This window comes from Liquorilactobacillus satsumensis (assembly GCF_964065465.1).
Taxonomy (GTDB): Bacteria; Bacillota; Bacilli; order Lactobacillales; family Lactobacillaceae; genus Liquorilactobacillus; species Liquorilactobacillus satsumensis.
In genome coordinates this window covers 1-23397 of record NZ_OZ061607.1, presented here as the reverse complement: position 1 = coordinate 23397, position 23397 = coordinate 1, and the positions used below count along the sequence as shown (strand labels likewise).

Annotated in this window: 26 protein-coding genes and 4 pseudogenes; 13 read left to right on the top strand and 17 right to left on the bottom strand. The window is 38.5% G+C overall.

From position 1 onward, the window contains the following. Positions 1–58 precede the first annotated feature (58 nt). Positions 59–379, top strand: a complete 321-nt coding sequence (locus AB3Y88_RS12180) for a co-chaperone YbbN (protein ID WP_003643543.1) — start codon at positions 59–61, stop codon at positions 377–379. A gap of 23 nt (positions 380–402) precedes the next feature. Further along, the gene (locus AB3Y88_RS12175) at positions 403–672 is read left to right on the top strand and encodes a metal-sensitive transcriptional regulator (protein ID WP_003643024.1); all 270 of its coding nucleotides are present in this window, start codon (positions 403–405) and stop codon (positions 670–672) included. A gap of 382 nt (positions 673–1054) precedes the next feature. Here AB3Y88_RS12175 and AB3Y88_RS12170 read toward each other — a convergent pair whose 3' ends face one another. The 4 genes from AB3Y88_RS12170 to AB3Y88_RS12155 form a co-directional block, all read right to left on the bottom strand. Next, positions 1055–1519: an NUDIX hydrolase gene (locus tag AB3Y88_RS12170; RefSeq protein WP_224289080.1), complete on the bottom strand. Its 465-nt coding sequence runs from the start codon at positions 1517–1519 to the stop codon at positions 1055–1057. 142 nt (positions 1520–1661) lie between these two features. Then, positions 1662–1850, bottom strand: a complete 189-nt coding sequence (locus AB3Y88_RS12165; RefSeq protein WP_265246882.1) for a hypothetical protein — start codon at positions 1848–1850, stop codon at positions 1662–1664. Between the two features lie 127 nt (positions 1851–1977). Continuing rightward, positions 1978–2532, bottom strand: coding sequence for a DNA starvation/stationary phase protection protein (locus AB3Y88_RS12160; protein ID WP_057869874.1), 555 nt, complete (start codon positions 2530–2532; stop codon positions 1978–1980). Positions 2533–2544: 12 nt separating this feature from the next. Then, positions 2545–2766, bottom strand: coding sequence for a heavy-metal-associated domain-containing protein (locus AB3Y88_RS12155; protein ID WP_024272221.1), 222 nt, complete (start codon positions 2764–2766; stop codon positions 2545–2547). Between the two features lie 200 nt (positions 2767–2966). Between AB3Y88_RS12155 and AB3Y88_RS12150 the strand changes: the two genes are divergently transcribed. Beyond that, entirely contained in the window at positions 2967–3632 is a 666-nt protein-coding gene (locus tag AB3Y88_RS12150) for a Crp/Fnr family transcriptional regulator (RefSeq protein ID WP_057869873.1), read from the top strand. Between the two features lie 495 nt (positions 3633–4127). Here the strand turns inward: AB3Y88_RS12150 and mobQ are convergent, their stop codons facing one another. Then, positions 4128–6188, bottom strand: coding sequence for a MobQ family relaxase (mobQ, locus tag AB3Y88_RS12145; protein ID WP_289980696.1), 2061 nt, complete (start codon positions 6186–6188; stop codon positions 4128–4130). A gap of 279 nt (positions 6189–6467) precedes the next feature. Between mobQ and AB3Y88_RS12140 the strand changes: the two genes are divergently transcribed. Next, positions 6468–6671, top strand: coding sequence for a hypothetical protein (locus tag AB3Y88_RS12140; RefSeq protein ID WP_057869871.1), 204 nt, complete (start codon positions 6468–6470; stop codon positions 6669–6671). Between the two features lie 16 nt (positions 6672–6687). Continuing rightward, positions 6688–6966: a hypothetical protein gene (locus AB3Y88_RS12135; RefSeq protein ID WP_057869870.1), complete on the top strand. Its 279-nt coding sequence runs from the start codon at positions 6688–6690 to the stop codon at positions 6964–6966. On the opposite strand, the gene AB3Y88_RS12130 is transcribed toward AB3Y88_RS12135, so the two are convergent. The 3 genes and pseudogenes from AB3Y88_RS12130 to AB3Y88_RS12120 all read right to left on the bottom strand — a co-directional run. Beyond that, entirely contained in the window at positions 6956–7135 is a 180-nt protein-coding gene (locus AB3Y88_RS12130; protein WP_057869869.1) for a hypothetical protein, read from the bottom strand. The two genes, AB3Y88_RS12135 and AB3Y88_RS12130, sit on opposite strands and share 11 nt — an antisense overlap. Before the next feature lie 20 nt (positions 7136–7155). After that, positions 7156–7887 (bottom strand): Fic family protein, encoded by a 732-nt coding sequence (locus AB3Y88_RS12125; RefSeq protein WP_289980690.1) that lies wholly within the window; start codon positions 7885–7887, stop codon positions 7156–7158. A 145-nt stretch (positions 7888–8032) separates the two neighbouring features. Next, positions 8033–8134, bottom strand: a pseudogene (locus AB3Y88_RS12120) (site-specific integrase); the annotation flags it as partial. Positions 8135–8211: 77 nt separating this feature from the next. Here AB3Y88_RS12120 and AB3Y88_RS12115 point away from each other — a divergent pair. Then, the gene (locus tag AB3Y88_RS12115) at positions 8212–8475 is read left to right on the top strand and encodes a type II toxin-antitoxin system PrlF family antitoxin (protein WP_001748062.1); all 264 of its coding nucleotides are present in this window, start codon (positions 8212–8214) and stop codon (positions 8473–8475) included. After that, positions 8475–8822 (top strand): type II toxin-antitoxin system PemK/MazF family toxin, encoded by a 348-nt coding sequence (locus tag AB3Y88_RS12110; RefSeq protein ID WP_057869868.1) that lies wholly within the window; start codon positions 8475–8477, stop codon positions 8820–8822. The genes AB3Y88_RS12115 and AB3Y88_RS12110 overlap by 1 nt, the downstream gene beginning before the upstream one ends. Positions 8823–9353: 531 nt before the next feature. Here AB3Y88_RS12110 and arsC read toward each other — a convergent pair. The 6 genes from arsC to AB3Y88_RS12080 form a co-directional block, all read right to left on the bottom strand. Further along, entirely contained in the window at positions 9354–9770 is a 417-nt protein-coding gene (gene arsC / locus AB3Y88_RS12105; RefSeq protein ID WP_004563097.1) for an arsenate reductase (thioredoxin), read from the bottom strand. Between the two features lie 22 nt (positions 9771–9792). After that, entirely contained in the window at positions 9793–10128 is a 336-nt protein-coding gene (arsD, locus tag AB3Y88_RS12100) for an arsenite efflux transporter metallochaperone ArsD (RefSeq protein ID WP_025013532.1), read from the bottom strand. Between the two features lie 36 nt (positions 10129–10164). After that, the gene (locus tag AB3Y88_RS12095) at positions 10165–11460 is read right to left on the bottom strand and encodes an arsenic transporter (protein ID WP_003582109.1); all 1296 of its coding nucleotides are present in this window, start codon (positions 11458–11460) and stop codon (positions 10165–10167) included. A gap of 42 nt (positions 11461–11502) precedes the next feature. Next, positions 11503–13233 (bottom strand): arsenical pump-driving ATPase, encoded by a 1731-nt coding sequence (arsA, locus tag AB3Y88_RS12090; RefSeq protein ID WP_367293450.1) that lies wholly within the window; start codon positions 13231–13233, stop codon positions 11503–11505. 51 nt (positions 13234–13284) lie between these two features. Continuing rightward, positions 13285–13608: a metalloregulator ArsR/SmtB family transcription factor gene (locus AB3Y88_RS12085; protein ID WP_003582114.1), complete on the bottom strand. Its 324-nt coding sequence runs from the start codon at positions 13606–13608 to the stop codon at positions 13285–13287. Between the two features lie 122 nt (positions 13609–13730). Beyond that, positions 13731–14327, bottom strand: a complete 597-nt coding sequence (locus AB3Y88_RS12080) for a recombinase family protein (RefSeq protein WP_003582117.1) — start codon at positions 14325–14327, stop codon at positions 13731–13733. 178 nt (positions 14328–14505) lie between these two features. Between AB3Y88_RS12080 and AB3Y88_RS12075 the strand changes: the two genes are divergently transcribed. The 3 genes and pseudogenes from AB3Y88_RS12075 to AB3Y88_RS12065 all read left to right on the top strand — a co-directional run bounded on the left by AB3Y88_RS12075 (position 14506) and on the right by AB3Y88_RS12065 (position 18371). After that, positions 14506–17499, top strand: coding sequence for a Tn3 family transposase (locus tag AB3Y88_RS12075; protein WP_146971977.1), 2994 nt, complete (start codon positions 14506–14508; stop codon positions 17497–17499). 58 nt (positions 17500–17557) lie between these two features. After that, a pseudogene (locus AB3Y88_RS12070) lies at positions 17558–17767 on the top strand (IS1182 family transposase); the annotation flags it as partial. A gap of 136 nt (positions 17768–17903) precedes the next feature. Further along, complete coding sequence (locus AB3Y88_RS12065; protein WP_261909596.1) at positions 17904–18371, top strand: hypothetical protein; 468 nt, start codon at positions 17904–17906, stop codon at positions 18369–18371. Positions 18372–18463: 92 nt separating this feature from the next. Here AB3Y88_RS12065 and AB3Y88_RS12060 read toward each other — a convergent pair. Both AB3Y88_RS12060 and AB3Y88_RS12055 read right to left on the bottom strand, forming a co-directional pair. Beyond that, positions 18464–18886, bottom strand: a pseudogene (locus tag AB3Y88_RS12060) (EamA family transporter); the annotation flags it as partial. 215 nt (positions 18887–19101) lie between these two features. Further along, positions 19102–19806 carry a Fic family protein gene (locus AB3Y88_RS12055; protein ID WP_261909597.1) on the bottom strand — a complete coding sequence of 235 codons (705 nt, stop codon included), beginning with the start codon at positions 19804–19806 and terminating at the stop codon, positions 19102–19104. A 1334-nt stretch (positions 19807–21140) separates the two neighbouring features. Between AB3Y88_RS12055 and prgP the strand changes: the two genes are divergently transcribed. From prgP to AB3Y88_RS12040, 3 genes and pseudogenes are all read left to right on the top strand, one after another. After that, the gene (gene prgP, locus AB3Y88_RS12050; protein ID WP_057870419.1) at positions 21141–22046 is read left to right on the top strand and encodes a ParA superfamily DNA segregation protein PrgP; all 906 of its coding nucleotides are present in this window, start codon (positions 21141–21143) and stop codon (positions 22044–22046) included. Beyond that, positions 22024–22302 carry a DNA segregation protein PrgO gene (gene prgO / locus AB3Y88_RS12045; RefSeq protein WP_057870418.1) on the top strand — a complete coding sequence of 93 codons (279 nt, stop codon included), beginning with the start codon at positions 22024–22026 and terminating at the stop codon, positions 22300–22302. The genes prgP and prgO overlap by 23 nt, the downstream gene beginning before the upstream one ends. A gap of 108 nt (positions 22303–22410) precedes the next feature. Next, positions 22411–22527: pseudogene (locus AB3Y88_RS12040) on the top strand (helix-turn-helix domain-containing protein); the annotation flags it as partial. Positions 22528–22558: 31 nt separating this feature from the next. Here the strand turns inward: AB3Y88_RS12040 and AB3Y88_RS12035 are convergent. After that, a partial coding sequence (locus AB3Y88_RS12035) for an IS30 family transposase (protein WP_367293447.1) occupies positions 22559–23397 on the bottom strand: 839 nt, incomplete at its 5' end.

The following is a 23397-nucleotide window of genomic DNA, read 5'->3' as shown; positions in this document are numbered from 1 at the left end:
ATAAATACCCAGGGGGTATATTGTTTAATGAATAATAATTACTAAGGAGTCATTCAAAATGATTAAAGAAATACATGACCAAGATTTTGCCAAAGAAACAGATACTGGTATCGCCGTTATTGATTTTCGCGCAGACTGGTGCCCACCATGTCGCATGATGGACCCAATTCTTAAGTCCCTTTCTGAAGACCCAGCTTACAAGGATCAGGTCAACTTCGTTTCATTGAACATTGACCATGACCAAGCTACGGCCAGTCAATTCCAAGTTCAAGGAATTCCAACCTTCCTGATTAAGAAAGATGGCCAAGTCGTCAGTCACATGGTCGGAGCACGTCCTAAGCCTGATTTTGAAGCCGAACTCAAAAAAGCACTTGCCTAATTACGAAGGGGGCATCATGAATCATGGCAACTACTGAAGAATATGTCACTAGCAAGCAGATCAAGACCCGGCTGAAACGCTCGGCTGGTCAACTGGACGGCGTTTTACGTATGATGGACGAAAATCGTCCTTGCGAAGATGTCTTGGTTCAACTTTCAGCAGTGAAATCAAGTATCGACAAGGCCATGAAACTCGTCATCGCCCGTAATATTAATAATTGTGTAGATGCGATGACCACGGCTGATGTTCAGAATCTTGAACACTCCTTGGATCTACTGCTAAAAACCAAATAACGCAAAAAAGACGGTGTCGTCAATCTCGCGGTAAAGCGAACCCCCTGATCTGGAGTAAATCCAAACTCAGGGGGTTTATTTTATTCCGAAGAAAACAATTTTTTGCTCCAGATTTATCAATCATTCGTCTCGTGAATTCTCACAAATCTACAAATGTGTTCACACTATATTTGCAGGCCTGTCCTATAAAATGAATGATTCTGATCTCTTATAAACATTTTCTTAGCCGGAGTATTCTGTGCAGAAAATCAAAAATATCTACGCTTTCCAAGCCACCATTAAACCCGGCGAAAGAAGCCATAACTGCTCAGAGTAACTATCAAAGTCACAGATTAAACTTTTCTGGGAAACAATATCATGAAAAAAATTCATTTAAATCTTCCTAATCATAATACGGAAATTTTTTGTCAAAATATCGCTGAATGCTTCGATAATGTTGTTTATTAAAGATTTCTGGTAAATCCCCTTGAGCAAAATATTGCAACTTGCTTGTCTCAGGGCTAGTCACATTCTCATGCCCACCAATTAACCGCACAACAAATTCGATAACAACGGCCTGTGCAACATCACCATTTGGATATTCTTGGATGTGATTAGTAGTGACTCCAAGTAAAGAATTGACTTCAACAGAGAGACCAGTTTCCTCTAGGTATTCTCTTTTACATGCTTCTGGGGCTGTCTCGCCAAATTCAATTGCACCACCTGGGAGACCCCATGCATCAAAATCTGTTCGTCTTTGTAAGAGAATCTCATGTTTATCATTTTCTAATATACCACCCGAAAATGCTAAAATAATCGGTTGGTGTCCAACACTTTTTCTCAAAGACCTTATATAATCAGTTCCCATTGAAGTTGCCTACTTTCTATTTGCAATCATCTTTTTGTGAATTCTGTTAGGTGTACTGGAATCTTGTGGAGTTTTGGTTATACCGTCTTTTTAGTACCAGTTGACGCAGTTAAACATCGTATCTGTCAGGCAACTTATCGAGTCAATCTTTCCAATCGCCCTTTTTCCAGTCATCATGGTTCCAATCATCGTCGTCATCACTGTGGGACTGCTCAGCATCCTTGGGCGCTCGTTTTGCTCGTTTCAACAGCACCGCCGTTGAAACCACCGTTACGAACCCAGTCGCAATAATAAAGACAAATGTCCACATCACAATATCGCTAATCGCCATCTCGGGGCTCTCCCATTAATTTAATTGTCGTTAGTATAGCGCAGGCCCGTTGTAATAGCAAAAACGCCCTGGATAGTTTGCCCACACAGTCGCTATCCAGAGCGTTTAATTTTTCAGCGACAACGACCTAATCGTTGTCATCCTCATCTTCTTCCTCCAAACCAGTTCGAGCATCGTTACCAAGATAAGCTTGTAATTCCCGAATATTGCAATTGTTACTGCCACGATAAGCAACTAACCAAGCCGCCAGTGCCGGCCGGGTTTCTTTTTCAGCAAGCTTGATAGCCCGGTCAACGAATAGGTTTTCCGTATCAAAATCCTTGATTGTTGCAGCCACGAGTTCATCAGCAGATTGATACTTGAAAGCCCCATTTTCTTCCAACATGGAATACTTGGTTAATTCAGCCGTTGTGGAAGATGGCTTCTGGTTTTCATCTAGGAGTAATTCGCCTAATTCAGCAAACTGACGGACATTCTGATCTAACAAACGTTGATATGCTGTCCGCAATGCCAATGATTGTGGTCCTTTAACGTACCACTTCACTTGGGTCAACTTAACATAAGCAACCATTAAGTTAGATAAAATGTGATTCGTCATTGCGCCCGCTGTTGGGACATGGTGATCAATGTCACTCTGTTTTAATTCCGCTGCGTATTGTTCGTCGATCGTCAGTTCACTCATCGTTTATTCCTCCTACTTAACCTTGACGTTTTCAACTTCGTAACCAAGTCCGGTAACAACTTGTGCCAAATCATCGGCATTCGTCACTTCAGGATCAAAGTTAGCCTTGACCTTGCTGGCATTGAATAGCACCTTAACATTCTCAACGCCGTCATGGTTAGCAACGGCCTTTTCGATCTTGGTCATGCATGATGGGCAAGTCAACGTTCCTAATTGCATAATAATTTTCATAATCAATTACCTCCGTGTCGTTCATTTGATGGTTCCATCATAACCGGATTTGATTGATCAGAACTTGACGGCCGTCAAGAAATTCAAAAAAGTTTTACGCTACAATATAGTTATTAAAACAGTAGGAAATTTAAAACGTCAAACCCTATCTACCAAGCAAAATCTGTTATAGTTAGGGTGAATTTATTCAGGAGGTGGGCCTTATGGCAGAACATGAATGTGTGCAGTTAGTCCCAATTTTTAGCGAACTCGGTAGTGAACAATTAGACACCATCGAATCGATCGTTCGTCACCACCACTATCCAGCCGGCAGCACTTTATTTGGTGCTGACGATCCACTGGATTCACTGATGATTGTTGCCAATGGGCAGGTTAAAGTCTATCAGCTAGCTGCCAATGGTCGCGAGCAGTTACTATACCTATTACAAACTGGTGATATCGATGGCGAAGCTGCCTTATTTAAAAATCAACGGCGAACCTCATTCGGTGAAGCCTTAGTAACGACGGATGTTTGCAGTATTCGCCGTTCAGACTTTCAAGACTTGATGCAAAAATATCCCAGTATCAGCATCAACGTCTTAAACGTCTTTGGCAAACGTCTCAGTCAACTGGAACGTCAAACAACCAGCACGGCCACTGAATCCGTCGAAGCCCGTTTAGCGAACTATATCACTGAAACAGCGGCAGCGCTCAAAACCGACACGTTTAAACTACCATTAAAGAAAAAGGACCTGGCGACGTTCCTCGGCACCACCCCTGAAAGCATCAGCCGTAAGCTCGCCTTATTCGAGCGTCAAGGCCTAATTACGCAAAAGCCTGGCAAGGTCATCGAAATTAACGATGCCGACCAGCTATTATTAACTGAATAATGACTACTAATTAAATTATCCTTAATCCCCCGGATGACTAGCGAAATCACTGTTAGTCATCCGGGGGCTTTTACGTCAACCATCACGCTGCCTCATAAGGTGATTTACAGGCACTAACAGCTCCTGCATGCCGATAATTCAGAAGTAATCTTGACCTTTACATTAACATTCACAACCCATCAGCTACTAATTCAGGACTATTAAGATGGTAGATTTATGCTGCCAATATTTTTCTTGTTATTGTGCAGTGTATCTGCATTAAATAAGTTAAGAGAGTTCGATAACTCCAGTGTTAGTGTAAAATTTTACTCGGTAGGACGTTCGGCCTTAACAAATTAAAAGAAGACCGTTAATCTTCTAATTGAGTCACTACAAACAATTAGGAAAGAAGAACGGTCTCCATGTCACAAATTGTAGCAGTTATTTTGAATAGTTTAAAGGGCGAATTGTCAAACTAAGTGCAACGGTTTGTCAATTCGCCGTTTTACATTTAAATTACAAGTGCATACCCCCATCTTCATGCCGGTTTCGAGTTTGGTGTTGCCGTTGCTTTTTCGTCATTTCCCACTCAGTCTCTTTTAAGCCGCGTGCCTGTTTTTGTCGTTCGTAATCTTCATCACGAGCATATAGAACAGTCATGATCGCGTCACTAAAGGCCGTCTTTAAGTAATAGTCTGGACTAACTGGCTTGTAATTTAGCGGTTGATAATGCCCCATATTTGCTTTTCTGTACTGGTCGTCCTTGGCTTGTTGCTCTTTTAACTGCTTTTGGATTTTCTCGATTTGACTGTTCTTAATCGTCGGATCAGCTTTGCATTCGCCAAAAAAGAGTTGTTTAGTACCATCATGCTTTAAAACCCGTTGTAGGTGATGATTCTCTAACTGATCTAAGCTCAGCTGTCCCGATAAATAAGCTAGTCCTTGTTGATGTTCTTGGGGACTGAACACCTGTGGTGGATTTGCTTGCCACTGTTCAATTGTTTCAGCCTGACATGGCTTTAAAACAGGATCATAGTACATCACGGCTGTATAGGCTTGTTCCTGTTTAATCATTGGTAATTCATTAAAATTGCCGTTAGGAAAGGCTCTTCTTAAAACTTCCTGGTATTGGGTTTGAATAACTTGCTTAACAGCCATGATTGTTCGCAAATCTTTGACTGCGCGAGTAATCTTTTGCTGCTCGGTTGGTGAATACTTTTCTAGTAGAGCTTGATCAACGTGTTCTAGACTTTCTAAGCTATCATCATGAATCATCAGCGTATATTTAAGCTCGATTTTGACTTCCTTTTCTTGTTGCATTAATAACTTCCAGCCAACGTATGGCCGTTTGGTAAAGGTCAATAATTGTCGGGTCAATAAATCATCACGAATATTCATTAAACGTTCGTTTAATTCACTGCCTTTGAAAATCGTTTGTTCACTATTAGTTTCTTTAATCAATTCCCGTCGTTCAGCCGCGGTTGTCTGTTCAAAATCAAGCTCTGGATAAAGTTTTTTAGTCGTGCGATCAACTACTTTATTTAAGAGCTCATCTGCTTTTTTTAGTGAACTTTCTTGTTGGTTAATTGTCAATAATTGCTTAGTGACATCTTCACCAACAGCGTGCTTAATTAAGGTACTGTTTTTCCAATTAAATAGCATGCGCCGCTTATCATCTAAACTTTCCAAACTAATATAAGTTTTCAGTTCGTGGCTTAACTCTTTGACCACTTTTTTCTCGTTAAACGAGAAGTGTTTACTTAGGCTATCTAAGTGACCTCGATTAGCTACTTTTTCCTGCATATTTTTATAGCTAGCTTTGGACTTACGATAGTTCTTAACTTGTTGATTAAATGCCTTTCTTTCATGCCGTTTGCTATTGATTCCCTCGTGTTGCATTGGTGTGTCAGCTATTCCCTGTTCCACAAATGATTTTTCACTGATCCGATCAGGAATGTTTTTTTGCTCTAAAGCCTGATTTACACTTGCCGCCCAATTGTGCCGCCATTCAGTTATTTTTTCTTTTTTATCCCAATCAACCAACCAAATTTTTCGGTTTCTCACATTCCCTGCAGGGGTCTTAGTTTTATTACCATGACTATCTAAAATGTATTCTGTTTTTGTTTTCTGTCCCCAAGTACCATCGGGGTTAAATGGGCGATTGGTTAACATCACGTGTGCGTGTGGATTATCTGGGTGATCACGATGAATCGCTACATCGGCTACCATGCCTTGATCAACAAAGTTTTCTTGCACGTATTTAGTTAATAATGTTTTTTGTTCATCTACACTTAACTCAATTGGTAAAGCCACGTTAAACTCTTTTGCATACCGTGAGTTTGATTTACGGTCTTTCTTTTCAACTTCATTCCACAACTGCTCTCGATCACTCGCCCATTCAGGTGAATTTTTTGGCGTCAAAATAAAGCTTTCTGGCATGATCGATCGGGCATAAAAATAGTGGCGACCTTCCTTATCATCAAATAGCTTTTCACCACTTCGATAAGCAGCACTGGCAATGGCACTTCGTCCTTTACCGGCACTAATATTACTAAAACTCATATGAAAGATTGCCATATCAGTCACCTTCTCACTTTGGTTCTATGGGTTTAACTTTGTTGTCGCCATCGGCGACTTCTAATACAGGTTTTAATGGGTTTAGCACAACGTCATTTTTGATGACGTGTAAGTGCGCATTGACCTCGCATTGACCTCGTTTAACTCGAACAATGATTCCTTAATATCTATTATTATTTTACTATTTTTTTAGTGGGTATTCAACTAACCAGTTGTCATTAATTATTTTTAGTGATAATATTTAAGTGACTTTACTAAGCGATTTAGGAGGAAACTGTTATGTCATTAACCAAATTTCAAAAACAACAACAACAATTTGAAGAACTTAACCGAAAAATAAAGGCTGAAAAAGTTAAGATTGAACAGAACTTAGGTAAGCAAATTATTAAGCAAGCTAATTTAGACTATGCTAATTTATCTAATGCTGAAATAAAAGCCCTCGCTCAAAAAGTTTCTAACTTTCTAAAAAATAATCAAGCCTAAATTGGTGGTGTTTCAAATGACTAATCAATATGAAAAGTTGGTCAACCAGCAAGCACGTTTAAAGAAAAAAATAGAACAAGAGAATTTCAAACTTCGCCAATCAGAATATTATGAAAATGCTAAAAAAAGAAAAGAACGAACTAGATTATTAATTCAAAAAGGAGCACTCTTAGATAAATACTTTGAAATCGACAATCTTAATACTGATGAAACAGAACAATTTTTGAAAATTTTTTCTGACTATGTGAAAAACAAAAAGCCTGATAAGTTCAAAAAAGACAATCCTACAAACTAGGGCTGTATTTTTTGTTCTCTTTGTTTTTTTGTAAGCCTATTTCTGGATTCTTTTTAGCAAACTCTTTAAGTTGATTTTGAGTTCTATTACTGATTTCTTTTCTAATTAAATCTATTTCTTTTTGTTGCTTAGTATTTGCCTGATTCAGCTTAGTATACTCTTCATTCAATTGGGTATCATTTAATTTCTTTATTCGTTGTTCTTTAGAAACGGCTTCGTGGTCTTTTGAAGTAAATTGAACTCTTTCTTTTGAAATGCTTTTATCCTCTCGGACGTTTGATAAAAATTTAGCATACGTTCTCGTTCATTAGTTAATTTGTTTTTTGCATATTCAACTAGTCCTGGTACATCTTCGTTAACTTCATATTGGATATATTCATCACGATTTTTTCTTTCAATAACCAATATCGGTTCTTTTTTTAGAACCAAGCCATAATCAATCAACATCCTTCCTGTTCTACCATTACCGTCACTAAATGGGTGTATTCTTTCAAATTCAATATGTTTTTCCATTAAAGTAGTCAAAGTATCATCAAGGCTTTTATCAGTTTGAAATGCTTGATTAAGTTGATCACACCAGGCTTGTATTTTGTTAGATACCTCAAAGGGTTCTGCCGTTTTAAACTCCGCACCCTGAATATAGTTCGGCAGACTCTTATACTGTCCGCCGTCTGGTAGTATGTGATCGGTTAATAATCTGTGAAAATTACGCACTATTAACGGCAAAAAGGGTCTTTTGTCTGTTGCTTCTTTAAAAAGATAGTCAAAAGCTTGTCGGTGATTTTCTACCTCAAAAACCTCTTTTAAAGAATGCCCTTTTTCACTTGGAAGTTGGCCATACGCTAAAATTAATCTAGTATCATTTAAGGTTAGTGTATTTCCCTCAATTCCTGTCGAATGATACGCAAAACGAATTAGCACATCTTTTAAGTATTCTTCACTTTATGGACTATACATAATCTTCTACTCCCTTTTATTCTTGCTTTAAAGACCATTCAGCAAATTTTAGATTCGTCACATCCTTTTAATAGAATCAAATAAGAACGTCGCTACGCTACATTTTTTAGATTGTATAGTTACGCTGGCCAGCTTTGAAATTATTGAGTAACGAATCTTGAACCTCTTTGAGAACATTTGAATCTTTGATTGGTAAGACAACTTGTTGCATAGTCTTTTCTCCTTTTCTTGAAATATTAAAGCAGTTATGTTATTATTTTTGTAAGGAAAAAGTAAGGAGATGATATTGTGAGTGCAGGCAATGTAACTAAGGTTAGCTCGAAGATCACAAGTAAAAATCAGATTACAATTCCTAAAACAGTACGTGAACTGTTAAAAGTTCGGTCTACTGACACAATTGAATGGCAGATTGAACCAAATGGTAAAGTAATGATTGTTCGTAGTAAACCGGATCTATGGCAACTTGTTGATGAACAAGAAAAAAAGTTTGGAAATCTCAGTACAACAGAAGTTGATTGGGGTAAAGACGTAGAAAGTGAAGACTTTGATTAATGAAATTAAAACAAGGCGCTATTTTGTGGATTAATTTAGATCCGGCTAAAGGCACTGAAACTAAGAAAAAGCGACCGTGTTTAATTGTGAGCAACGATCACTATAATCGCTATTTTAATACGATCCTTGTTGTACCAATAAGTACATCTGATAAATATCGTACCCTGGAAAAGTATGTTAAATCACCGTTATTTATCGGGGTAGACAAGGAAGAAATTCACGGCACAGCATTATTGCAACATGTTCGTGCCATCGATCCAACAAAACGATCAGATGGCGAAGTTGTGGCCACTTTATCTCAGCAAGAAATTAGTTCAATTAGTACAAAGATCCAACAATTTTTCTGAAAAATAGACGTTATTTGTTAATGAAAGAAAAATAATAACACCCTATATATACATTATAGATATAGGGGTGCTATTTTAACAATGTTTTTAAGGGGTTATTTAATTACTTATAGACCCTCTTAAACTGCTTATTGGAAATTTATCTATCGCTCAACGCCCAAGTTACGTTAAATCCAAGATTTTCTAGGTTACGTTTAACGGTTTGCAAATAATGGAATAGTGTCCTTTTTATTATTTGCTTTCATAATTAAGAAAATAATTTCCCTTCTCAGTTGAACTAGTCGGTGCTAAATCCTTCTCTGTTAGTAAATTATTTATGGAATCAATAAAATCTGGTTCAATTTACGGTCGACGTAAAATAGACGTTGAATCAGTTTTTGGTGGATTGAAGGCTTGTTTAGGTTGGGGTTAATGGAACATCCATACGAAAAGTAGCGGTAGGAAGCCGAACACTCAGAATGTTTGTTATCTGAATATACGGTTTTCTACCGCTATTTTAAAATTCGTATTGGTTACGGACCTACTGATTCCTCAGAGGTTACCGACTTTTGCTAAGTCAATAATCTGCTGCTCAATTTGATCTCTGACCTTCCGAAAAACTACTATTCTATCCTGTTCGGATCCAGCTGCTAAAGCCGGGTCTGGAAGTGGCCAATGCTTTTTCTTGACCGTTGGTGGGGTGACTGGACAGCGATCACGAGCGTCTCCACATAAGGTGACAACTAGGTCACTGTGAAGCAAATAATCGGGATCAATTAACTTTGATGTTTGCTGGGAAATATCTATTCCTTTTTCAGCCATAACTTTAACAGCCAATGGATTCAAGCCATGCACCTCGACTCCCGCACTGGCAACGCGCCAATCATTGCCTAAAATTTTTTTAGCGAATCCTTCAGCCATTTGACTTCGACAAGCATTTCCAGTACATAGAAAATAAATTTGTGTCATCATTAATCCTCCATCTAAACTATTAGTGAACCAAAGCAGCTACTAAATCCATGTCTAAGTAACTGCTAAACTCGTTAATGGTTGGGTATTCACCGGTTTTTACCAACTGACCATCCACTAACGTAATTGGTAAAGCATTTATACCCTGACGTTTTAGTTCTTGGGCAACAATCGGATTTCGAACAAAGGCATCGGGGTTCTGGGCTAAATTACGACGAATGAACATGGCCTGCCCCTGTGCATTCACACTGACATACCGCTGAATGGCCGTTGTTTGAATCAATTCCTTATCAACGCTGGGACCACAAACACCGGTTGAACAACACATTGCTGGTTCAAAAAGCTCTATTTTTTTCATTCTATTCATCTCCAAAGTAATTGTGATTTATATTTTCTAACCAAAAATCGATAATGATAACCAGAGGCCACATAGGGTAATAAACAACACTGGGATCGTGGTTACAATTCCAATTTTAAAATAAGTCCCCCATTTAATTTTAACTCCCTTTTGAGCTAACACATGTAGCCAGACTAATGTAGCCAAAGAGCCAATTGGGGTAATCTTAGGTCCCAAATCTGAGCCGATTATGTTTGCGTACACTAACGTATGATGGATGAGCCCTGAAACGTCAGCGCCTTTGATTGATAGTGCATTAATCATGACGGTCGGCATGTTATTCATTAATGACGATAAAAGTGCTGCTAAGTAGCCCATGCCCATTGTGGCAGCAAACCGACCACCTTTTGCGATTTCGGTAATGACACCTGATAATAATGTTGTTAGACCAACGTTCTGAAGGCCGTAGACTACGACATACATACCGATTGAGAAAAAGACAATGTTCCAAGGAGCTCCTTTAATCGCTGCCATCGCATTAACATGGGAACTTCTTTGACCAACTATCAGAAAAATAGCCGCAATACTCAGTGCGATAAAGGAGACGGGGATTCCTAAGAAACCGCTACTAAAGTAACCAATCAATAGGAGGATTAAGACGACCCATGAAAACTTGAAAAGTCGCTGATCTTTTAGTGCAGAACTGGGTTCCGCAACCTGAGTGGCATCAAATTTTCGTGGCAATGCTTTTCGAAAGTAAAGATACAGGATACCAATACTACCTAACAGCGAAAATAGATCAGGAATCCACATTCTTAACGCATACGCTGAAAAGGAAATTCCAAAAAAGTCTGCAGAGACAATATTTACCAAGTTACTAACAATCATTGGTAAAGAAGTGGTATCGGCAATAAAGCCACTGGCAATAATAAAAGGGAAAACTTGCTTTTCATCAAAGTGTAAGGCACGAACCATTGCTAAAACAATGGGGGTAAGAATCAGAGCAGCCCCATCATTAGCAAAAAGGGCAGCAACGACGGCGCCTAAGGTGGTCACCAAAATAAACATGCGAATACCGTGACCGTTTGCCCAGCGAGCCATGTGTAAGGCGGCCCATTCAAAAAATCCGATTTGATCTAAAATGAGTGAAATCAGAATAATAGCCACGAAAGATAAGGTGGCATTCCAGACAATTCCGGTAACCGTTCCAACATCTTTAAAACTCACCACGCCAAACAATAATGCTAAAATTGCACCACCAACGGCTGTCCATCCAATTGATAATCCTCTAGGTTGCCAGATAACGAATAATAATGTGAGTAAGAAAATTCCAACGGCAAAAAAGACTTGCATGATACCTCCTAAACTGATTAATTATTTTTTTCCTTTAATTAATTAAACCGTTAAAAGCGTTTTTTCGTAATTTGGTTGCCATTGCATAACAGCAAAATGATTATTCGAAAGCTCTTTTACCTGATCAATCCATTTAACTTCGCTTTGCACTCGAGCCAGCAAACATGGATCAGTGGTTTGAGTTGCCAACATACTTTGGTTGACCACCCACCAAGTATGAGCTAGACTGGCTCGCTTCAAATCGTCATCTAACCGCATTGATTCATAAACCGGCGTGGCTTCTGGTAGCGTTACCATAACAATTTCAGTTTGCTTAGGATCTTGTAGTCTTGGTAACAGATTAACGACTGCTTGTGGGACGCTGCCGGAGGTATGGGCAACTTCTTGAGCATAGCTTTGGGTCGAGTTTAACAGTAAGAGTGTATGACCAGTCGGAGCCGTATCAACCACAACGACGTCACTATCATTTTGGGCGACTAACTCAGCAAAAGCTCGGAAGACAGCAATTTCTTGAGTACATGGTGAACGCAAATCTTCAGCGACATAATCAACATCATTAGACTTCATGGTCTTTTTAGCAGTAGTGAGAACTTCGTTTTGATATTCTTTTAAAGACTTTTTCTCATCAATATGGCTCACCTTGATCAGCGGACTTGTGATTTTGAAGTATTTCAAATGATCAGCTGGGTCAGTGGTAGCCAAGTGCACGGTTTTGTGTTGAGCAGCTATCTTTTGGGCAATTTGAACGGCAACGGTTGTTTTACCAACGCCACCTTTGCCCATGGTGAAGATAATTTTTTTATTTGACTGCACTAAATTCTTCACGACAACATCCAGATCAGGAAAGTGACTAGCAGTAACCGGTTCCTCAGTGATTTGCGGCTGCTGGTCTTTCAATAGTAGTCGTAAATTAGCTAATCCCAATACGTTGTATGCTCGCAATGGGATTGCTAACTTGGGTAGCTGGTCTAAAGTGACTGGCATATTCTGCAAATCAGCTTGCTGTTGTTTAAAAATAGTCTGAGAAACTGCGTCGGTTGGCTGATTTAAGATACCGTTAATGATTAGTTGCTGGTTCTTAATGTTTAAGGCTGCCAACTCATGTGAAGCGCGTTGTGCCTCCAGAAGGGCGCCTTTTTGTGGTCGGGTAACTAAAAACAAAGTCGTCGCTTGAGGATTGCCTAAAGTTTCAACCGCTTTTTGATACATAGCTTTCTTATCATTTAAGCCAGCTAGTTGGCCGAGACAGGATGCACCACGATCATTCTTATCCAGGTAATTACTCCAAGCAGAAGGCAATTGCAGCATTCTTAAGGTATGGCCGGTCGGCGCGGTAACAAAAATAATATAGTCAAATTGCTGATTAATCTTGGAACTAGTTAGAAAGTTGGCAAATTCATTAAATGCAGCAATTTCAACCGTACACGAGCCTGATAATTGTTCAGCCATATTCTGAATGGCTTCTTTGGGCAACACGCCTCGATAAGGTTGAATAACCTGCTCGCGATACTCGTTCGCAGCAATGACCGGATCAAAGTTGGCAGCAAACAAACCGGAAATGTTTGGAATCGGCTTTGGCTGATTGGTTAAACTAACTTTAAAAACGTCCTGCAAGTTACTAGCTGGATCAGTGGAAACGATCATAACTCGGTGACCAGCATCAGCTAAGCTAATTGCAGTGGCACTGGCAACCGTGGTTTTGCCAACCCCACCCTTGCCGGTAAAAAATAGGTACTTGGTTAAATTAATCTCTTGTGGCGAATACTTTTCCATCATTTTTCAGCTCCTTATATAGACACGCGTCTATGTATTGCTTAAAAAAACTTAATTGGCAACATCTTTTTCACAATCAGACCGTTGGCAAAGGCAGTGCTCATCAGCGGCTAACAGTTGGTCGGTATTCTGTTTAAACTCTTGGACAAACCTTTTTTGTAGGGAATAGTGTTGCCATTTCCCATCCTTTACCGCAAACACAATACCTGCATTTTGCAAAACCTTCATATGATGAGACAAAGTGGGTTGAGAAAAATCAAAATGCTGGAGGATATCACAAGCACAAAGTGATCCACATGAAAGCAGATCAATGATTTTTAGGCGGTTCGGGTCAGCCATTGCTTTTAGCATTTGAACGTAATTTTGATAATCCATTTTTTCTCCTTCCATTACATAGACAATCATCTATGTATAGTATAAGAGCTACTCCAATGGCTTGTCAACTTTGTTAAAACTAAAGGTCGTAAATCTTTTTTGGAATCCATAATATTTAGAAGTCAGTTGTGAGAAGCAGATGGGTCATCTTTTCTTTTAAGCTTTTTTAGTTTTAACCGATTCACTTCGCGGTAAAAAGTTCCTGAGGAAATTTGGTTGGTGGCCAAAATTTCTTTAACTGAATAGTCACCACTTTGATACATCCGAATGGCAATATCCAACTTTTCTTGGGCGATTCGTGGTCGGCCAACTGTCACGCCACGCCGACGACTGGCCGCAATCCCTTCTTTAACCCGATCAGCTAATAAATTCCGCTCCAGTTCCGCAATCACACTCATCATTTGCAGCATGGCTCGACCAGTTGGGGTCTCGGTGTCCATCTGCTCCTTTAAAGAAACAAACTTAATTTGTTTTTGGTGCAGTAATTGAATCAGATTTAAAATGTCCAACGTATTGCGGCCCAAGCGGGAAATACTTTCAACGACCACGACATCATGAGCCCGAATGGTTTGGAGAAGCTGGGTAATTCCCGGTCTTCTTTGCCGGGTCCCGGTAAACTTTTCTTGAATGATTTTTTCGGCACCATAAGCCATTAATTGATCAATTTGGCGATTGAGATTCTGATCATCTTTTGAAACCCGTGCATATCCAATAATCATGAGTGACTCCTTAGTTTTTTGATAGCCAGGGTAAATTTAGCTATCTTTTGGCAATGGTTTATTATAAACTTTTTGATAATGAGTTTTTGAAAACTCAAAACCCGGTTAAATCAACCTAATCAAAGTATAGCGAAACCTTTCCAAAAACTATAGTTTTTTAAAAACATTGGAGAATAATATGCCGACTAACCCGCATCACCAACAAAGCTTCGGAACTTTTGAGGGCATCTCTTCTGCCGATCAACTGCGGCTGTATTTTCAATTAACTGATTTTGATCGCGCGTTAATTGATGAAATGCGTTCCGCAACGACTAAATTAGGCTTTGCCGTTCAATTGAGCTCAGTTAGATTTTTAGGAACTTTTCCAACTAATCTACAACAAGTCCCAGCTGAGGTAATTGATTATTTAGCTAAACAGTTAACTATTGATGGTCGGGCATTAGCAGGCTACACGCGAAAAATGACCATTAGCCAACATATGGCGCTGATTAAGCGAAAATATCATTATCAAGCCTTTACTGATCCCGCGGTCAAAGCGAGCCTGAACGACTGGCTGCTTGAGCGAGCGCGTTTTACAAACGAAACCGAAAAACTACTTTTTGATATGCTGCTAAAAAAATGTTTGGATGAAAAAATTCTCTTACCAGGGGTGACCACCTTTGAACGCTTTGTTAATGGGGTCACGGAGGTTGCCGCCGACCTTTTGGATAGTCAATTAGTGGCCGTCCCTTCAGCGGAAGAAACGGACCGACTTTTAAATCTGTTAACTGCCGTTGGGGAACCCATCTATGGGGCCACCATTAAAATGGATCTCTTAAGAAATCCTTTGATGGATGAAAGCCGCAAAGAAATTAACCGTGGCTTTACTCGATTAAAACAGTTTCAACAATTTAAAACTGAGGATTGGCAATTAGGCGCAATTCCAGCAGGAAAGTTAAAGAATCTGGCCAACTATGCTTTTAAAGCCAAGGCCAGTCTGATTAAACGGATGTCCGTCAAAAGACAAACGGCGTTATTGGTCGCTTTTGTTTCCGAGTATCGCAAACGAGCGATGGATGAACAATTACTAGCTCTTTCACGCTTCTACGAGACGCTTTTTAAACGGGCCAAAAATAAAGAAGCCAAGGAACGGCTGCGAACCATTAAAGATTTTGATCATGCAGCTTTAACGCTCTCCCAGATTGTCAGGTTATTGATGGACGAAACGATCAGCAGTCAAGATCTCAGAAACAAAGTTTTAGCAACTTATCCACCTGAAATAATTGAGTCAGCCGTTACCCAGGTTAATCAGTTAGTGCGTAATGAGCGAGAACCAATTGCCATTGAAGAACTGTTAAATGCTTATCGAAAATTCCGGAAATTCATTCCGGATATTTTAGCCACTATTGTTTTTGAAGGGACTACCAATGGCCAAGATTGTCTGATGGTTGGGGAGTTTATTCGCCAACGGTTTCCGCGCCCGGTTACCTATCGGATGTTTGAACAGATCGTCGAAAAACTACCGAAAAAATGGCGTTATTATATTCGTGAGAACCCCCAAGTAACCAATCAGTGTGTGTTGATTGCCGGCATCGAGCTTCTGGTTCATGGTCTTAAGCGTCATGATATTTACGTCCGGCAAAGTAATCGCTATCTTGATCCCATGGCCTGCTTAATTGATAAGTCTACTTGGCGTCAACAAAAGGCCGTTTTGATTCAACAACTTGATTTACCGCAGACTGGTCAAGCAGCCGTTGAAGCGGTGAAACAGGATTTAGCTTTATCCTATGCCGAGGCCCTAAAAAATTGGGCTGATTCAGAAATGGCCCAGGTCAAAGAGGTTGACGGCCAAGAAAAAATTATTGTGGCCAAATTACGCAAAGTCCGTGAACAAAAGGACGAAGCGGCCTTTAAAAGTCGGGTTCGGCATTTAATTCCCAAAATTGATTTATCGGATATTCTCTTGGAGGTTAACCAACAGTTACAGTTAACACAATGTTTTAGTCACGTTAGTGAAAGTGGGACGAAGATGAAACACGTTGATATTAGTATTTTAGCGGTTTTATTAGCTGAGGCTTGTAACATTGGCCTTTCGCCAGTGGCTAAAAACAGTTCAAATAGTCTAAAATACGATCGGTTAATGTACGTGGACCATCAATACTTGCGAATTGATACCCTTGCCGCCGCCAATCGCCGCATTATTAACGCGCATAAAAAATTAAAAAGTGCGCTCATCTGGGGCGACGGTCAAATGGCTTCGGCCGATGGCATTCGTTACGTTACCCCCCAAAGGTCTTTATATTCTCGTAGCAATCCAAAATACTTTGGCCGCGGTCGCGGGGTTACTTTTTACAATTTTGTTTCTGATCAATATATCGGCTTTCATGGCATGGTGGTTGCAGGGACCTTACGAGATTCTCTCTACCTATTAGAAGGCTTTTTAAATCAAGGCAGCAGTTTGGAACCCACTCAGATTATGACCGACACCGCCGGTTATAGCGATTTAGTCTTTGGCTTATTTGGCCTATTAGGTTTTCAGTTCAGTCCCCGAATTGCTAATAGTCAGGGAACCAAGCTATGGCGGATTGATTCGACCGCTGATTATCAAGTCTTAAATGGGGTGTCTCAAAACCGCATTAATTTAAGGTTGATTGAAGAACATTGGGAGGATATTTTACGCGTGGCCGGTTCGTTAAAGTCTGGTAAGGTCAATGCGACAGAATTAACTCAGGCCTTGCAACGTGAAGGCCACCCAACCGCTTTGGGTAAAGCGATTACTGAATACGGCAAAGTCTATAAAACGAAACATCAATTACGCTATCTTTCAGATGAGATTTATGCGCGTCAAATTTTGGAACAGCTAAATAAAGGTGAAGCTCGGCACGCGCTTTGTCGAAACATCTTTTATGGTCGGAAAGGGAAGCTTTATCAAACGTATTTTGATGGTATGGAAGAACAACTAAACGCTCTCAGTTTAGTCACGAATGCCATTATTTATTGGAATACCGTTTACCTGGAAAAGATTGTGACGCAGATGCAATCAGAAGGGTTTGATTGTTCTGACGACATGATCGGCAAATTATCGCCACTGATGTTTGAACACATTAACTTTGTCGGTAAGTACACGTTCCAATATAATGAAGCGTTAGAAAATGGTCATTTAAGACCATTGGATGAAGCAGACGAAAAATAAGATTGTTCGGTTTTTAAAGTCTACCGCTACTTTTCGTATGGATGTTCCATTGACCCCAGGTTTTAGAAGATTTTCAGTTAGGGGGCTTGAAAAGGTAAAAAGGGAGGCTGGAATTGCCTTGATGGCAATGAATATTAGAAAATTGGTGGCGAAGAACACCAATTATAATTATTTTATAACACAAAAGAAGAGATTAGTGAAAATCAAAGAACGATTTTCACTAATCTCTTTTGTTTTGAAGGACTTATGGCACGGACCCTCTTCATAACGTGTAACCCTAAATAAAAATGCTCCTATGATGATATTTTACCAAACTAGCAAAACTAGTCCGGAATCTCATCATAAGAGCATGTATACTTGTGTATAGTAAGTTTGCTGAACTGCAACAAATACAGGAGGAACAAATGTTTTTAGCAATGAGAGAGATTAAAAAAGAAAAACTACGGTACGGCTTGATTCTAACAGTCGTCGTCTTAATCAGTTATTTGATTTTCATTTTAAGTGCCCTGGCGCTCGGGCTGGCAACAGCTAACACCGCTGCGGTGGACAGCTGGCAGTCTAAGTCCTTTGTAATGACCAAAGACGCTAATGGCAATGCCGGACAGTCATTACTGACAACGAAACAGGTGGATCAGTTAAGCGACGACAAAACCGCAACACTTGGCATTACACCAGTTAATATGAAAATTGGCGGAAAACGTGAATCCGCACAATTCGTTGGGATGAATAACGACGAGTACATCGCTAAAAACCTACAATTAACCAAGGGGCACTTGCCAAAGGCAGCTAACGAAGTCGTCCTCGCTGACTCAGTTGATAAGGATATTAAGGAACTAAAGTCACTCAATAATTTTTTTGGAACTAAAGTATAGGACGCTTGACTAAGTCCAGCCAATAACCCCCAAAAAACAGCCATAGGTGCTAAAGATAATGTATTTAAATGTCCTTTGGTTACCAACAAAATTGTACCGATCATTGCAATAATAATTGAAATACAGTCTATTCTACGGGGAAACTTTAATTGTCTTAATGCAATAAAAATTATAATGAACAGTGGACCAGTGAATTGTAAAATAGTAGCAGTTGCAGCATTCCCATACTTAATTGCCATAAAATATGTGAACTGTGATGGAAGCATTCCCAAAAATGAAAAGGCTAACAGTAACATAACACTATTTTTATTTTGCCAAATATTTAATATAGGCTCCTTTTTAATAAATAATACAAACGCCAATAGTAAAAAACCTGATGTTAATAATCTTATACCTACCAACCACTGTGGAGATAGACTATAATTATTAAATAAAAATTGAGCTACCGTCCCTGCAGCGCCCCAAAAAAATGCACCAATGATTGCTAACCAAATGCCTACTGTTCTATTTTTCACTATTTATTCTCCAATTAATATTATTACGTTTAATTCAATTTCCACTTGATTTTATTTATTTTGTTTTTTTTGGTCGTGATACGTTTTTGACTAACTAATTTCATGGATATTTCTTCGCAATTAATTGGCTTAGTATCAAATAATCAATATCAGTATCTTTATATCCCAACCTATTTAGCTGTTCTTTTTTAACTCTGGGTTGTTTCAAATCTGGGTTAATCTTTTTCTTTGTTTTTTCGCACATCTAAACCTTGAATAGCATTATCATACGTCCACTGTTTAATTTTTGTCATATCATTGGTACGATAATAATCAGCAATTAACTCATTCCATTTATCCCACTTATCCAAAGGAACGTTAATCAAACCAGCACCACCATCAATCATAATTTTATTAGCACTTAAAGTAGCTGTTCTTTTGTTACCATCCCAAAAGATTTGTTGGCGCATATTATGATACATGACTGTCAGAGCCTTATCAGTAGTTGTTATCTGTGAATCAGTCAATATTTTTTGTAAAAAAACTTGTTCCTGTTGTTCATCAATTAATGGTGGTTCAAAAAATTCTTCACCACCTAAATTAACCCCACCTTGACCCTGTCGTAAATCACCAGGAACTAAGGCATCTTCCGCCGCCACAATTTTGTTAATCTGCTTTTCCATTGCTAACGTTAAAGGTTCATCTTGGACAGTCACATACTGCCAACCACGCTTTAAATTAACAATAGTTAAAACATCTTCTACTGGCACCCCTGCAACACTCATACCATCCATAATAGTTTGTGTTTGCGGTAAAGTGGTATTAACCCCCTCAAAACGAGCATTCGTATGCACTAACTTTGTAAAATTCGAGCGTGCAAAACGTCGGTTCTCTTCAGAAGTAAAACAATACTTATCGATATACTTTTGTATTTCATTCATCTTCTAACCCCCTTTCTACGTTATAATTTCCATATAAAAAAAATGAAAAATAAACTTACTATCTTTATACAATGTATTGAATTTTTATTCTGTTGAAATTTAAAAGTTTACATAATCCCGATTAGAAAAAGTAACTATATCCCTATTACCAACCTCTATCTAACAATTTAATTCATTCTATTTTTTCACAAACTAAACATAAATTGGTATACCTCTAAACTACTTAATTTAACAACCTTTTGACTTTGTGAATTTCATTATATATTTGTTCAAATTTTTTCAATATATTCAACAATATTCATTGACAACTGGAATGTAGACTGCTTTACTTTTGAGATGGTAGTTCTGAACGAAAGCAAAATTTTTCCCTTGTTTTTGAAAGAGAAAAATTTAATCTACTTTACTTTCTCGAAGTATAGTCGTCACTCATTTAACAATCAATTTCTAGCATTTCTGCTAATCATGTAACTTTCAACTGCGTATCTATCTACTAAAAAACGCCCTAGCAGACGTCATAATCATTATTTTTATTTGTTCGATCATGACAGTTACATGATTCTGTATTTCTACCGTTTTACCACCAACCTTTTAATAGTAGTTTCTAGCCTACAAGCAAGGTCAAGCTTGCCCTTAAAACTGGATTGTTCAATCTTAAGAGCACTCAATTTTTTTTGTGAAGTAGTCGCTGAGTTCACGACTTGTCTACTTGAATTACTTTCAACTGTAAGCAGCTGTCACATATCGAAATATGAAACCTACAATATACTAGCATTACCTACTTAGCTTGTCTCCTAAGTCTTTGAAATCACACACATTTACAATATCGGTAAAATATTGTATAATACAACTACATAATATTGAATTTGGTTGCTGTCTGATACGCCAATATCAGGTGGCTTTTCTTTTTATGAAGGTTATCTCTTTTGAGATAGCCTTTTTTCTATGCTTAAAATATACACCCTTACAGCCTTTTTGTAAAGCTAAAATGCAAAAAATCTCCTTTTTACAAAAAGTGTACTAATCTCTTATTCTCCTAATCTCTTTTTCTCCTAATCTCTTTTTCTCTTAAGAGACTATTCTCCTTTTCTCCTAATCTCCTTTTCTCCTTTTTTTATTAAAAAAGCCTATCTAAGAACAATTACAAGCCGAAAAGTCTCCTTTTCTCCTAATCTCCTTTTCTCTTAGTGTATTATTCTCCTAGTCTCTTATTCTCTTTTTCTCCTAAGAGACTATTCTCCTTTTCTCCTTTAGACAAAAATATCAAAAGGAGATTTATTACATTTTATTTTACATTCCCTTATAATTGAGTTATATTTATTTTTGGAGGTGGCATAATGACATATACGATCATAAATGCCCAGCAAAAGGGCGGAGTAGGAAAAACAACTGATACTGTAATGGAAGCTATAGTAGCTGCTACTATATTTAATAAAAAAGTTCTAGTTATAGATACTGATCTACAAGGAAATGCAACTCAATTCTTGTCAAAAACATTTGGAAATCCTGAAATACCGAATACATTAATGGCTTGTTTAGAAAAAGAAGATTTATCTCTAGGCATTGTTAATTTATCACCTAAAATTGATATGATTGGTTGCGATTATGATATGCGTAACTATACAGAGTTTTTAGACAAAAAATTTAAATCATTAGCTGACAAAACATTTTATCTGAAAAAGCTTTTAGACAAAATAAAAGATTCTTACGACTTCATTTTTATTGATGTTCCACCATCAACGGATATTAAAGTTGATAATGCAATGGTTTGTGCTGATTACGTTATCGTTATTCAAGAGACCCAACAATTCTCTTTTGATGGTTCAAAACGCTTAATACTTACATATTTACAAACACTAGTTAATGATTTTGGAGATTTAATCAATGTACAAGTTGCTGGTGTGTTACCAGTCTTATTGCAGGCACGTAGGCCTCTACAGCAAAAAATAGTTGATGAAACTATTGAATATTTTGGACGTGATAATGTATTTAATAATATTATTAATAACCATGCCAGATTAGAATGGTATACAGCTCAAGGGGTTCAATTTGAAGATTATCATGATAAGCGAATATTTTCACTGTATGCTGATATATTTAATGAACTTCTAAAACGTATTGAATCGTTTGAAAGCACTGGAGATGTTGAAGGTTTCCATTATGAACATGAATTCATTAATGGGAATAGACTAACTGAAAAGGGAAAGAAGTTGAAATTAGATGGCTTTACTGAAAAGGGATAATAATGTACAACCGAATATCAAAAACACTGCTGATGTTAGTAGAGACTTGTCAATAAAAAAAGAATATAAAGCTACTGAACGAAAAACAATTAAAGTTGATCCACCAGTTTATGATTTAATCAAAAGTATGTCCATTGTTACAAACACAAAAATGTATGATTTAGTTAAACAAATGTGTGAGGTTTATCTGGACAATAATGTATCGCAACGCCAAAAAGAAACAATATTACTAATGATCAAAGAAAACGAGAAATAACCTTTATATGGTAGATTGTAAAATTAATCCGAACGCTGTTCGGACAAAAAAGATCAGCTTCCTTTAAAATGGTGTTTACCACAAACCCATCTTTTAGGAGCTGATCTTTTGTCTAGTATAACCTATTCTGAACGAATTAAAATCGAAACCTTTTGTGAACTAGGGCTGTCCAATATCCAAATGGGCGTTCGGCTGAACCGATCACCGTCAACAATTTCTTATGAATGGCAGATTGCAAGAAATAATTTGAACGAATTTAATGACGTAAATTAAGCAAGAAGATCTCGATTGGTGTATGCCAATTAAGACATTTAAGTGGCCGTGAATTCAGATACCAATTAATTTGAACCAGTTGGTAATCACTTAGTTCTTCAATGGCTTGGCCTTTGGGAATAAAGCGCCGCAAAACTCGGTTACGGTTCTCATTACTGCCTCTTTCAAGCGGTGAATAGGCATGGGCAAAATAAACCTGTGTACCAGTTCGCCGTTCAATTGTCTGATAGTTAGCGAACTCTTTACCATGATCTACGGTAAGCGTCTTGAGCTTGTCTTGAAGTTGACTAGCTAGTTCAAGTACGGCTTGAGTCATGGACTGACTGTCGCGACCATGGAGCCGTTTAAGAATTGTCAGGCGACTCTTACGCTCCACAAAAGTAGCCACAGCTTGACCTTTACGTTTACCAGAAAGTACGGTATCAGCTTCAAAGTGGCCGAATTCCTGGCGAGTTTCGACTTTATGAGGCCGCTCCTCAATGGAGCGGCCGTGATTGAACGTACCACGCTTTTCTTTAGCATGATGACGACGAATTCCATGATCAGGCAAATCGGGCAACTGTATATCAAGCCATCCTTGATTAATCCAGTTATAGACCGTCTTGTAGGCAATCCCCACCACATGGGCAACTCGTTCAGGGGACCACTTCTGGACTTGAATCTTTTCCTCGATCAAGTGTTTAAGGTTTTTAGTGAGCGAAGACTTCCGCCCCCGTTGACTAACCTTTCGTTCAAAGTCAGTTTGCGCTAGCTCAGCCTGGTACTCACCATTTAGTCGGTGAAGTTCGTTAAAGATGTATCGCAAGGGACGTCCTTCATTAT